The organism is Halocynthiibacter sp. SDUM655004 (assembly GCF_026015885.1).
Lineage (GTDB): Bacteria > Pseudomonadota > Alphaproteobacteria > Rhodobacterales > Rhodobacteraceae > Falsihalocynthiibacter > Falsihalocynthiibacter halioticoli.
In genome coordinates, this window is record NZ_JAPDUG010000001.1 from 623,449 (window position 1) to 636,493 (window position 13,045).

Here is a 13,045-nt window from a genome sequence, read left to right on the forward strand (position 1 = left end):
GTGAATTCCTATCTTGGGCGGTGTATGTGGGCGCTTTGAACAAGGCCGAAAGCGGCGAGCAAAACAAGCATCGCCGACCCGCCGTAAGATACCAGCGGCAAAGGAACACCAACCACAGGCGCAAGCCCCATGACCATCGACATATTCACCGCAAAGAACAGGAAGAACGTACCCGCGATGCCAAGCGTCAGGAGCGCGGAAAAGCGGTCTTTGTTCTGAAATGCGGAGACCATGCAGAAGACAATCACAAGCAGGTAAACACCCAACAAGCTAAACCCACCGACAAAGCCGAATTCCTCGGCGAGTGTCGTGAAGATAAAGTCTGTGTGTTTTTCGGGAAGGAAATTCAATCGGCTCTGCGTGCCTTGCATAAAGCCGCGCCCTGTCCAGCCGCCAGAGCCGAGCGCGATCTTGGATTGGGTGATGTGATACCCCGCACCGGACGGATCGGCCGACGGGTCAAGGAAGGTATCAATTCTGCGGTACTGGTAGTCTTTGAGGAACTGATAAGGCGTACCACGGAACTGGAATACAGCAGTTACTGCGCCAACCACCATGGCGATCACTGCGCCGAAATACCACCAACTCACGCCAGCGAGGAACATCACAATTGCCCCGCCTGCAATCAATAGGATCGAGGTGCCAAGGTCAGGCTGCCTCAAGACAAGCGCGGTCGGGATCAGGATTATGATCACAGGCAGCAAGACCCACAGAGGGCGTGAGGTTTTTTTGATGTCGAGCCAGTCGTAATAAGCCGCGAGCAACATGACGAGCGCGATTTTCATCAGTTCGGAGGGTTGAAGCTGCATGAAACCAAGGTTGATCCAACGCTTTGCCCCCATATTGACCTCGCCAAACTGGTCGACCACCACCAAGAGAACTAGCCCGAAGATATAGGCAAGCGCGGCGATATTGCGCCAAAACCAGATCGGAACCATCGCAATAACAAACATCATTGCAACGCCAAGGCCAAAGCGCTTCATCTGGGCTTCGGCCCATGGGGTCATCGATCCACCCGCAACCGAGTAGAGCATCATGAACCCAACGCAAGACACCGTTGCCAGCAACACCAAAAGCGGCCAGTTGAAATAGAGGATCTTACGAATGCCGCTTGGGACGGTTTTGACGTTGTATTCTAAATAGCTCATGCGCGGTCCGACTTCTGTTTGAGGAAGGGCGGGATATGCGCTTCGTAGTCTTCCTGTTGGGCGCTGATGCGGGCGCGGTCTTTGGCGGGATACGCAGACAAGGGCGGGTTACCGCCATAAAACGCTTGAAGCGCAATATCGCGCACGACCGGCGCCGCCGCCGATGATCCGCCACCGCCGTGTTCAACCACAACCGCGACCGCGATACTTGGGTTTTCATAGGGGCCAAAAGCGGTAAACAGCGCGTGGTCGCGTTCTTCCCAAGGGGCATTTGCGTTGTTCACAACGCGGCTTCGTGTCTGCGAGGTTCCGGATTTTCCGGCCATGCGATAGGCGTCTTCGACGATGCGAGAGCCATACCCCGTTCCGCCGGTTTCATTACAAACACCAAACATCGCTTTGCGCACATAGCGCAGGTGATTTTCGTTCAGGCCAAGAGGCTCACCGCTGCGTGGAGGTTCCTGCACGCCGTTGACCGACGCGATAAGCCGTGGAGAAACAGAGCGCCCCGTTGCCAGACGTGCAGAAAGCACAGCAACCTGAAGCGGTGTTGCCAATACAAACCCCTGACCGATGGAGGCATTGAGGCTGTCGCCGATCACCCAAGGCTTTTGATATACCCGCTGCTTCCACTCTTTGTTGGGAGCTGTTCCAGACGATACCGCAGAGAGCGGAACGTCAAACTTCTGGCCAAACCCGAAGAGCTTTGCCATCTCGGCGATTTTGTCGATCCCAACTCGCTGCGCAAGTTCGTAGTAGTAGACGTCGCAGGATTTTTTGAGCGAGTTGTGAAGATTGACGTTTCCATGCCCGCCGCGCTTCCAGCAATGGAACCGTCGGCCGCCCATCTCGATGTGGCCGCGGCAACGTATCGTCTCCTCAGCACTGATCACGCCCGCATCAAGTGCTGCAAGCAACGTAATCATCTTGAACGTCGAGCCAGGTGGGTACCGGTCTTGCACGGTTTTGGAGGCGAGCGGGCGGTATTTGTCTTCGGTTAGCTCGCGGTAATCGGGGACCGAAATGCCTTTGACGAATTTGTTCGGGTCAAACGACGGCGCGGATGCGCAAGCGAGCAAATCGCCATTGCGCACATCCATAACGATGGCCGACGCACTTAGCCCCTCGAGGCGTTTATGGGCATAGTTCTGGAGCCGTGCGTCGATCGTAAGCTGCAGCGCATTGCCTGGATCGCCTTCTTTGCGGTCAATCTCGCGGATGATCCTGCCCGTGGCGTTAACCTCAACGCGTTTTGTGCCCGCAGTGCCGCGCAGTTCCATTTCGGTCTTGGCCTCGACTCCGAACTTCCCGATCTGGAAGCGCGGAATACGCAGGAGCGGGTCCGGGTCTTCGAGTTTGGAGAGATCGTAATCGCTCACCGGCCCGACATATCCCACCACATGGGCCAAATCGCCCTTGAGCGGATAGAGCCGCGACAGCCCGACATCGAGCGTAATTCCGGGAAGGGCAGGGGCGTTGATCGCGACTTCTGAAAATATCTCCCAGCTCAGGCGGTCCGCAATTGTAACCGGAACCGATGGCCCCGCACGGCGCAGCTCTTTTTGAATGCGATCAATGTCTTCCTGTGTGAGCGGCACAATATTGGATAGCCGCAGCAGCACATTCTCAAGGTCGCGCGCGTCTTCTCGGCGTACAACGACACGGTAGTTCTGTTGGTTCTGGGCCAGCGGAACGCCGTTGCGGTCATGGATCAAACCACGCGCAGGCGGCAGCAGGTGTATGTTGATGCGGTTCTCTTCGGCCAAAAGACGGAACTGGTCGGCCTGATCCACCTGAAGATAACGCATCCGGAGGCCGAGCAGCCCCATAAATCCGATCTGGCTCGCCCCGAGGATCAACCCGCGGCGGGTGATCATGCGGGCGCTTGCTTCTGTATCTTTGGGAGGCCGTTTCATGCGCGCTGCCCTCGTGCATCAAGATCGCCAGGCGATGGTTTGCGCACGCCGAGCAATCGCGTTGAGAGGATTACGACAACGGGATACAGCAGAACCGTTCCAGCGAGATGTTGCAACGTTAGCGACAAAGAGGGCAAATCGCTGCCCACGAGGAACAGGATAAACCGCCCGCCAAGCATCACGCCAACCATAACTGATGCCACAAGGAGCCATTCGATCAAGAATGGCAATTCGTGGTTAACTTGCGCGCGGTTGCGCAAGAATTCAGCCCCTAGGATGATCAAAGCGGTCTGCAATCCGGGCGGGCGCATGAAAAAAAGGTCCATTGTCAGAAACACGACCGCCAGCAGAAAGACAGGAGCATAGTCCGGCCTGCGTAAAACCCATGCATACGTAATGCAAAGCATCAGGTCCGGTGCCGCGCCACCGGTCTGCGCGGGTTTAAACGGCAGCAGGTGGAGAAACAGCGTACAGAAAGCAACAACAACAAAAAGCAGGTTAAAGAACCACGCACGTGAAATCGGCAAGCTATCCATCGCCCGCCTCACTCTCTTCGGACTCGGTTGCCTCTTCTGGTTCGGCTTCGGTCACCGCTGGTGCTACTGGAAGGATCAGCGCGCTGTCTTCGTCAATCACGCGGGTTGGGCGGCTGCGCAGCACTCGAAGGAACTCGAGCCGCTCGTAGTCTGCCGCAAGTCGCACGCGCAGGCGACGATCCGCGCCCTGAACAACTTGGCCAACAAGCAGGGACGCAGGAAACACGCCGCCGTCACCCGAGGTCACAACGCGATCACCTGGGCGAACAAGCTCGGGGTTTTCAAGGTATTCAATTAGCGGAGCCGCGGAGTTCTCGCCCCGCATCAACGCACGTTGTCCCGATGGTTGGATTGTTACAGGAATGGCGCTGTTGCTGTCCGTCAGGAGGATAACCCGTGAGGTTTCGCTTCCCACGCCCGAAATACGCCCCACAAGGCCGATGCCATCCATCGTGGCCCAGCCGTCCTGTACCCCATCGCGGGCGCCGACATTCACCAAAACCGATTGGCGAAACGGGCTGCCGCTGTCGGCGAGAACAACGCCCGTGACGTGCGTGAGTTTCGGATCAAGGCGCACCTTGTTGAGGTCGAGCAGTTTGGCGTTGCGTTGCTCAAGCTGAAGTGCAGCCTCTTTCCACGCTTTCATCTGCTGTAGTTCGCGGCGCAACTCTTGGTTCTGTTCATAGAGTTTTGCGTAGCCCTGAAAGTCATCGACCATATTGCCGAAGGCCGTGACCGGCGCCAGCGCCCAACCGAAACTTGGCATGATCGTGTCGATTACCTGCGCGCGGAAACGCTCCACGCGTGGGCTATCAATCCGCCAGACAAGGAACACCGCCAGCAGCACAAGCACAAGAAGGCCAACCAGCACCCGCCGGATTGGCCTTGTATAATTTTCGTTGTTCGTGCGTTCGCTTGCCACGGTATCTCCCGTGTCTAATTAGCTGTCGTAGTCGATGACGTGACGCAGTTGCTTTTCGTATTCGAGCGCCTTGCCAGTGCCGAGCGCCACACAGTTGAGCGACTCATCCGCAACCGAAACAGCAAGGCCAGTTTGTTCACGTAGGGCCAGATCAAGCTCGCCCAAAAGCGCACCGCCACCTGTTAGCATAACGCCGCGATCTACGATGTCGGCCGCGAGGTCTGGCGGGGTTGCTTCAAGCGCGGTCATCACGGCTTCGCAGATTTGTTGTACCGGCTCTGCAAGGGCCTCGGCCACTTGCGCTTGGTTGATCTCAACTTCTTTTGGCACACCGTTCAAAAGATCGCGTCCGCGGATTTGCATGGAGGAGCCGCGCCCGTCGTCAGGCATCCGCGCGGAGCCGATAGAGGTCTTGATACGCTCGGCTGTGCTTTCCCCGATCAAGAGGTTCTGCTGGCGACGAAGGTAGCTGATAATCGCTTCGTCCATCCGGTCACCACCAACGCGAACCGAGCGCGCATAAACGATATCGCCAAGCGACAGTACCGCCACTTCGGTTGTCCCGCCACCGATGTCGACAACCATGTTGCCTGTCGGGTCCGTGATCGGCATTCCCGCGCCAATCGCAGCGGCAATCGGCTCTGCAATCAATCCGGCGCGGCGTGCGCCTGCTGACAGAACCGACTGGCGGATCGCGCGTTTCTCAACCGGTGTCGCACCGTGGGGTACACAGACGATGATCTTTGGCTTGGAGAACGTGGTGCGTTTGTGGACCTTACGGATGAAGTGTTTGATCATCTCTTCGGCCACGTCGAAATCGGCGATCACACCTTCGCGCATCGGGCGGATGGCCTCGATGCTTCCCGGCGTCCGGCCAAGCATGAGTTTAGCATCTTCACCCACGGCGAGAACCTGTTTGCGCCCGTCTTTGACGTGATAGGCAACCACGGAAGGTTCGTTCAGAATGACACCCTTGCCCTTGACGTAAACGAGCGTGTTCGCCGTCCCAAGGTCAATCGCCATATCCGACGAAAACAATCCTGCAAATCCTGCCATAGCCCACTGTCCCAATTCTTCTGGTTTTTGCCTGTCCGACTCTCGGATTACAGGCCATTCACACTTATAATCGGCCCTTTGCAGATTATAAAGAGAACATTAGGGGGCCAAAGGCGAGTTTTTGCCGCTTGCAGATATCTGACATTTTTGTGCGCGGAATTGCCTTGATTTTCCGCAATTATTTACATTTTGCAACATTTGCGCTGTCCGAAGGCACCATTCCATAGCCGTAACGAACTCGCTCTCGGGGGTTGGGCTATGCAAAAGGGGCGCCAATTTAATGTGGCGCCCCTTTGGTCTTAGAGGTGGATTCTCTTGGCAAAGGCCTATGAGACATCCTTGTAGTTGATCTCTTTCACGTCTGAATTCGGCGCGACTTTTGAGCGGCGCGCGATCAGGCGATTGAGCGCGTTGACATAGGCTTTGGCGCTGGCAACGACAGTGTCGGTATCAGCGGATTGGCCAGTGGCGATGTTGCCATCCTCTTCCATCCGCACGCTGACGGTGGCCTGCGCGTCTGTGCCTTCGGTTACGGCGTGAACCTGATAGAGTTGAAGATGCGCGCTGTGGTCATAGAGAGCCTTAACAGCGTTGAAGGTGGCATCAACGGGGCCATCTCCGGTTGCGGTGACGGATTTCTCCTCACCGTCAATAGTGAGGGTCAACGCGGCCTCCTGCGGACCATCGGTGCCGCAAACCACGCGCAAGGATTTTACCTTGAGGTAGTCGTTCTGTTCGCTTGCGTCAGAGTCCCGCATGAGGGCGATGAGGTCATCCTCGAAAATCTCTTTCTTGCGGTCGGCCAACTCTTTGAAACGAACGAACACATCCTTGAGTTGGTTGTCGGCCAATTCAAAGCCGAGATCCGCCAACTTCGAGCGCAATGCAGCGCGACCGGAGTGTTTGCCCATCACGATATTGGTTTCGGTGAGGCCCACGTCTTCGGGGCGCATGATCTCGAATGTCTCTGAGTTTTTGAGCATCCCGTCTTGGTGGATGCCGCTCTCATGTGCAAAAGCGTTCTTGCCAACGATGGCTTTGTTGTACTGCACAGCAAACCCAGAAACGGAGGCAACGCGGCGGCTGATCTGCATGATCTTCTTGGCGTCGATCCCTGTTTGGTAGGGCATGATGTCATTGCGGACCTTGAGCGCCATCACCACCTCTTCGAGAGCGGTGTTGCCGGCCCGTTCGCCAAGGCCGTTGATCGTGCATTCGATCTGGCGGGCACCAGCTTCAACCGCGGCGAGGGAGTTGGCTGTCGCCATGCCGAGGTCGTTGTGACAGTGCGTCGCAAAGATGATCTCGTCAGCACCCGGCACATTCTCGATCAAGCGCCGGATGATGTCCGCACTCTCGCGCGGGGCGGTATAGCCCACAGTGTCAGGGATGTTGATTGTCGTCGCGCCTGCTTTGATCGCGATCTCTACCACACGGAAGAGATAGTCTTCCTCGGTGCGGGTCGCGTCCATCGGGGACCATTGCACGTTGTCACAGAGGTTGCGCGCATGGGTCACGGTTTCGTGGATGCGCTCCGCCATCTGGTCTTTGTTGAGTTTCGGGATGTCGCGGTGAAGTGGCGATGTTCCGATAAATGTGTGGATGCGTGGGCGAGCGGCGTGTTTGACGGCCTCCCAACAGCGATCGATATCTTTGAAGTTCGCACGGGCAAGGCCGCAAATCTGGGCGCTCTTTGCGCGGCGCGCAATCTCGCTTACGGCCGCGAAATCACCTTCTGATGCAATCGGGAAACCGGCCTCGATAATATCAACACCCATATCGTCGAGCATCTCGGCAATTTCGAGTTTCTCGTCGTGGGTCATTGTTGCGCCGGGGCTTTGTTCGCCGTCGCGCAATGTGGTGTCAAAAATCAAGACGTGATCTTGTTTGGCTGTATCGGTCATTTTGAAATCTTTCTTATGTCTTAGCTGTGCTGGTTACGGGCGATTTGTTGCCCTCTCTTGGCGCGGTGTCCTCCCCTGAGCGCTCGCGCCAGAAATGGCACGCTCAGAGGCAGCTAAGTAGCAGCAGTGCGCATAGGCCAGCGCCACGACCGGAAACCGGCGCGGCTGCAATAAGAGACATATGTGCGTTTGCGTTCATGGGCGCGATCATACGCAGCCCGCCTCGAAAGAAAAGAGGATTTTCGCAACAAACCGCGAAAAGGTAGATTTTCAGTATCTAGCCGTCGTTTGCCGGGGCTTCGGGTGTTGCGGAGTCTTTGGTGTCTGGCGCTGGGTCTGTCTCGTTGGCTTCGGTGCTGTCTTCGGTGCCATCGGTTAATGCACCGTTGCGCCAGATTCCCTCTTTTTCCTCGCCACTGGCAAAGGCCATCGTGCCCTTACCTGCACGTTTCCCTTGTTTGAACTCACCAGTGTATACATCTCCATTGGCATATGTGGCGACGCCTTCGCCGTCGATCTGGCCATCTTTCCATTGACCGAAATACTTGAACCCGTCCGGCATCGTGATTTCGCCGATGCCTTCGCGCTTGTTGTTTACGAACGCGCCTTCATAGATCGAACCATCCGCATATTTCGTGGTGCCTTCGCCGTGACGTTGGCCATTTTCCCAAGCCCCCGCGTATTCATAGCCGCTTGAATAGGTGATTTTGCCGATTCCATGGTACTGGGCGTTTTTGAACCCGCCTTCATAGACCATGCCGCTTGATTGAGTTGCGCGGCCTTCGCCTTCGATGACGCCCGCTTTCCATCCGCCCTCATAGGTTCCCCCGTCGGCATATGTGATTTTTCCGGTTCCATCGGGCAAACCAGCCGCGAAAGTGCCTGTATAGACCGCACCATCAGGGTATGTGATTTCGCCTTCGCCTTCGATTTTGCCGTTTACCCAGTTGCCGACGTATTTATACCCGTCCGCCCCGTTGAATGTGCCTTGGCCGTGGCGTTCGTCATTGGTGAACTGGCCTTCATAAACATCGCCGTTCGCATAGGTGACTTTGCCCGAGCCCGCGCGTTTGCCATTTTCGAATTGGCCGGTGTAGACATCGCCATTTGATTGGGTCAGCACGCCTTCGCCGTGAAATTGTTCGTTGAGCCATCCGCCCACATAAGAAAGCCCGTCTTCCATCACGAGTTTGCCGGAGCCGCTGCGGGTGCCGTTTACAACGTCGCCCTTATAGGTTGCGCCGCCGGGAAATGTGATTTCGGCCTGACCTTCTTTGACCCCGTCAACCCACTCTCCAGCATAGATATAGCCGTTGGGGCTCTCGAGCGTCCCAACGCCGTGGTGTAGCCCGCCTTTGAACCCACCCTGATAGGTCGTACCGTTTGCATAGGTCACGATGCCATTGCCGGTAATCTCGCCATCAAGCCAGTCGCCCTCATAGACACCGCCATCGGCAAAAGTCATTTTGCCAAACCCATGCGGCTCGCCTTGGTCGAACTGTCCTTCATAGACAGCGCCGCCAGGGAACTCGGCTTTGCCACGCCCTTTTATCTGCCCTTCGACCCATTCGCCCTCATAGCGATAGCCGTTAGGCAGCGTATAGGTGCCGCGCCCGTGTTGTTTGCCGTCTTGAAACGTGCCTTCATAGACGCCGCCATTGTCGTATTCTTTGGTTAGAGTGTCCTGCGCGAATGCCATAGACCCGAGCAAAATGAGTGCGCTTGTGCCGAAACCGAGGGCAAGCGTCTTTGCCGTGGTTTGTGTTTCGGCCTTGACTAGTATCGCTTTTGGCACCGTAACCCCCGAGAATCCAACGAAATGCTATGGCAGCTTATGGGACAGAATTTGGGGTGACAACGCTTTTGCGTTCACAAGCAGTTAATGAGCGTCTAATTACCTGTGCCCCCTTTCCCTTGGGCAGGGGCTTGGGTAGATAACTTCGGTAAACGTATCGAGAGGACAGGACAGCTCGTGACATTTCGATTAACTCTGGCGCAGCTTAACCCCACTGTTGGGGATATCAACGGAAATATCGCCAAAGCGCGCGCCGCTTGGGAAGAAGCCCGCGCCGCCAAAGCTGATATGCTGGCCCTGCCGGAAATGTTCTCTGTTGGCTATCAAACGCAGGATCTTGTGCGCAAACCCGCGTTTTTTCGCGATGCGATGGCGGCCATCGAAGGTTTGGCCAAAGACTGTGCGGATGGGCCGGTCATCGGGATTGGCGGTCCGTACTTTGATGGCGAAAAGCTGTTTAACGCCTATTACATTCTTTCGGGTGGTGTGATCGCGCATCGGGCGCTCAAAACCAAATTGCCGAATGAAACCGTGTTTGACGAAAAGCGGCTGTTTGCAGCCGGAGAGGTTGGCGCTCCCTATCAAGTTGGGCCGCTCAAGATCGGCAGCCCGATTTGCGAGGATTCATGGCACCATGGCGTTGCCGAAAGTTTGGCGGCGCAGGGCGCGGAAATCCTGCTGGTACCTAATGGATCCCCTTATTATCGCGATAAATTCCCAACGCGCCTTGAGCGGATGCGCGCTCGAGTGAACAACACGGGTTTACCGCTTGTTTACCTGAATATGGTTGGCGGACAGGACGATCAGGTTTTTGACGGTTCAAGTTTCACCCTCGGTTCGGATGGTGCGCTTGTGGATCGGATGGGCGTATTTGCCGAAGAGCTACGCCACCTCGATTTTAAAAAGGGTGAAAACGGTTGGAGCGTTGTGAACGGCGAAGTCGCGCCGCGCCCTGATGCTTGGGAGCAAGACTATCACGTGATGGTGCTCTCGCTGCGCGATTATATGGCCAAGACGGGGTTCAAAAAGGTTCTGTTTGGGTTGTCCGGCGGAATCGACTCTGCGATTGTTGCGACGATCGCCGTGGACGCGCTGGGCGCGGAGAACGTGCGCTGTGTTATGTTGCCCAGTGAATATACGTCGCAAGGGTCGCTTGATGATGCGGAGGCCGTGGCGAAGAACCTTGGGTGTCACTATGACTATGTGCCAATTGCCGAGGGGCGCGCCGCGATTACAAATACGCTCGCGCCGTTCTTTGAGGGGATGGAACCGGGCCTGACCGAGGAAAACATCCAATCGCGACTACGTGGGCTTCTTCTCATGGCGATGAGCAACAAGTTCGGCGAGATGCTCCTGACGACGGGCAACAAAAGCGAAGTCGCTGTGGGCTATGCCACGATCTATGGCGATATGGCGGGCGGCTATAACCCGATCAAGGACCTTTATAAAACCCGTGTGTTTGAGCAGTGTCGCTGGCGTAACGCCAATCACCGTGACTGGATGAAGGGGCCAGAAGGCGAAGTTATCCCTGTCTCAATCATTGATAAGCCACCAAGCGCCGAACTTCGACCTGATCAGAAAGACGAAGACAGCCTACCGCCCTATGAGGTTCTGGATGCAATCTTGCACGGGCTGGTGGATGAGGATTTGTCTGTGGCTGATCTGGTTGCGCAAGGGTTTGAGCGCGAAACCGTGAAGCGGGTGGAACATCTGATCTATATCTCAGAGTACAAGCGCTTTCAGTCCGCCCCCGGTGCGCGGTTGACCAAAGGCGCGTTCTGGCTTGATCGTCGCTACCCGATTGTGAACCGCTGGCGCGACGGCTCCTAAGCCAGAAAAGCCTTGCCACTGACGTTCGGTCTGCGAAAACTGAGCGCTAGGAGGTGCGCCATGGCCAACAAGACCCAACCCACCGAACAGGACGTTCACGCCTATCTTGCAGCGATTGAACACGAGGGCAAACGCGCGGATGCGCTCAAGCTGAATGATATATTCAAGCGTGTCACTGGATATAATCCGGTGATGTGGGGCGAGGCGATTGTTGGCTACGGGCAATACCACTATCGCTATGAAAGTGGGCGAGAAGGGGACTTCTTGGCAACGGGCTTTGCCCCACGTAAGGCAAATTTCTCTGTCTACATCATGCCCGGTTATAGCGACTTTGGCGATATTCTTGCGCGGCTTGGCAAGCATAAACTCGGCAAGGCGTGTCTCTATTTCAATAAGCTGTCGGATATCGATACGGATGTGCTTGAGGAGTTGATCGGTGCGGGTCTGCGCGATCTTGAGGGTCACTGGCCCGTTAAGCCGACATAAACGCGGGAAATCCTGCGGGTTACTTGCCTGCCGTCGCAGGGCAGCGTAAGAGGGGCCAAACCATCCAAGAGGCCCTGCCATGACAACCACCCGCTTTGCCCCAAGCCCGACAGGCTATATCCATATCGGGAACCTTCGGACCGCGCTTTTCAACTATTTGATCGCGCGCGCTCAAGGTGGTGAGTTTATCCTGCGGATTGACGATACCGATCCGGAGCGAAGCAAGGAAGAATATGTCGAGGCCATCAAAGAAGACCTCACATGGCTTGGCCTAACGTGGGATCGGATCGAGCGCCAGTCCACACGGCTTGAGCGCTACGAAGAAGCCGCAGAGCAGCTGCGCAAAGATGGGCGGTTTTACGAGTGTTTTGAAACACCTGTGGAGCTTGATCTCAAGCGTAAGAAACAACTTAACATGGGCAAGCCGCCGGTTTACGACCGTTCGGCGCTAAAGCTGTCCGAAGCCGAGAAAGACGCTTTGCGCGCGGAGCGTGGCGGCCATTGGCGGTTCAAGCTCGATCAGGAACGTATTGAGTGGCATGACGGCATTCTTGGCGATCTGTCGATTGATGCGGCCAGCGTGTCTGATCCTGTTCTCATCCGTGGTGACGGGCAGTTCCTTTATACGCTCGCGTCGGTTTGTGACGATATTGATTTTGGTGTGACCGATGTTGTGCGCGGCAGCGACCACGTGACCAACACCGCCACACAAATCCAGATCATCGAAGCACTTGGCGGCAAGGTTCCAAACTTCGCGCACCATTCGCTTTTGACGGGCCCGCAGGGCGAGGCGCTGTCAAAACGGCTCGGCACATTGGCGCTTCGTGATCTGCGCGCACAAGGGATTGCCCCAATGGCGATCTTGAGCTTGATGGCGCGGCTTGGCTCTAGCGACCCTGTTGAACTGCGCACAGAAATGGATGACCTGATCAAAGGTTTTGACCTGAGCAAATTCGGGTCTGCGCCAACCAAATTCGACGTTGAAGACCTCAAACCTCTGACCGCGCGCGTTCTGGCCGAGCAGCCCTTTGCCGATGTCGCCGATCAAATCGCGGCACTTGGCGTTCCGGACGATCAGGCAGAAGCGTTTTGGGAGGCTACGCGCCAGAACATCTCGACCATGGCTGATCTTGAAGGCTGGTGGACTCTGTTCCGCGATGGTGCGGACCCTGTGATTGATACGGATGACGCGGAATTCGTTACCGAGGCGCTCGCGCTTCTGCCGGATGGTCCATATGACGCGACAAGCTGGAAAGAGTGGACCACCGCCGTTAAATCAGCGACAGGTCGCAAAGGGCGGGGGCTTTTCATGCCGCTGCGCAAGGCTCTGACTGGGATGGAACACGGACCAGATATGAGCGCGGTGCTGCCGCTGCTTCAGGTGATCCGCGCCAAAGGCTAGATCGCGCGACCGTTTTTGCGGTTCCCATTCGGGTTTTCGTCGCTATAGTC

10 protein-coding genes are annotated in these 13,045 nt (G+C 56.3%); 3 read left to right on the forward strand and 7 right to left on the reverse strand.

From position 1 onward, the window contains the following. Nucleotides 1-8 precede the first annotated feature (8 nt). From rodA to N9C89_RS03130, 7 genes are all read right to left on the reverse strand, one after another. Entirely contained in the window at nt 9-1,148 is a 1,140-nt protein-coding gene (gene rodA, locus N9C89_RS03100; RefSeq protein WP_263952374.1) for a rod shape-determining protein RodA, read from the reverse strand. After that, entirely contained in the window at nt 1,145-3,064 is a 1,920-nt protein-coding gene (gene mrdA, locus N9C89_RS03105) for a penicillin-binding protein 2 (RefSeq protein ID WP_263952375.1), read from the reverse strand. Before mrdA ends, rodA begins: the two co-directional genes overlap by 4 nt. After that, entirely contained in the window at nt 3,061-3,600 is a 540-nt protein-coding gene (locus tag N9C89_RS03110) for a rod shape-determining protein MreD (protein ID WP_263952376.1), read from the reverse strand. Before N9C89_RS03110 ends, mrdA begins: the two co-directional genes overlap by 4 nt. Beyond that, nucleotides 3,593-4,522 carry a rod shape-determining protein MreC gene (mreC, locus tag N9C89_RS03115; protein ID WP_263952377.1) on the reverse strand — a complete coding sequence of 310 codons (930 nt, stop codon included), beginning with the start codon at nt 4,520-4,522 and terminating at the stop codon, nt 3,593-3,595. Before mreC ends, N9C89_RS03110 begins: the two co-directional genes overlap by 8 nt. A gap of 18 nt (nt 4,523-4,540) precedes the next feature. Then, the gene (locus tag N9C89_RS03120) at nt 4,541-5,578 is read right to left on the reverse strand and encodes a rod shape-determining protein (RefSeq protein WP_263952378.1); all 1,038 of its coding nucleotides are present in this window, start codon (nt 5,576-5,578) and stop codon (nt 4,541-4,543) included. 326 nt (nt 5,579-5,904) lie between these two features. Then, complete coding sequence (locus tag N9C89_RS03125) at nt 5,905-7,482, reverse strand: 2-isopropylmalate synthase (protein WP_263952379.1); 1,578 nt, start codon at nt 7,480-7,482, stop codon at nt 5,905-5,907. Between the two features lie 277 nt (nt 7,483-7,759). Next, nucleotides 7,760-9,181 carry an MORN repeat-containing protein gene (locus N9C89_RS03130; RefSeq protein WP_263953272.1) on the reverse strand — a complete coding sequence of 474 codons (1,422 nt, stop codon included), beginning with the start codon at nt 9,179-9,181 and terminating at the stop codon, nt 7,760-7,762. 273 nt (nt 9,182-9,454) lie between these two features. Here N9C89_RS03130 and N9C89_RS03135 point away from each other — a divergent pair, with 273 nt between their 5' ends. From N9C89_RS03135 to gltX, 3 genes are all read left to right on the forward strand, one after another. Next, nucleotides 9,455-11,107 (forward strand): NAD+ synthase, encoded by a 1,653-nt coding sequence (locus tag N9C89_RS03135; RefSeq protein ID WP_263952380.1) that lies wholly within the window; start codon nt 9,455-9,457, stop codon nt 11,105-11,107. A gap of 60 nt (nt 11,108-11,167) precedes the next feature. Beyond that, a complete protein-coding gene (locus N9C89_RS03140) occupies nt 11,168-11,593 on the forward strand; it encodes a DUF1801 domain-containing protein (protein WP_263952381.1) in 426 nt (141 codons plus the stop codon). Nucleotides 11,594-11,672: 79 nt separating this feature from the next. Beyond that, nucleotides 11,673-12,995, forward strand: coding sequence for a glutamate--tRNA ligase (gene gltX / locus N9C89_RS03145; protein WP_263952382.1), 1,323 nt, complete (start codon nt 11,673-11,675; stop codon nt 12,993-12,995). Nucleotides 12,996-13,045 lie beyond the last annotated feature (50 nt).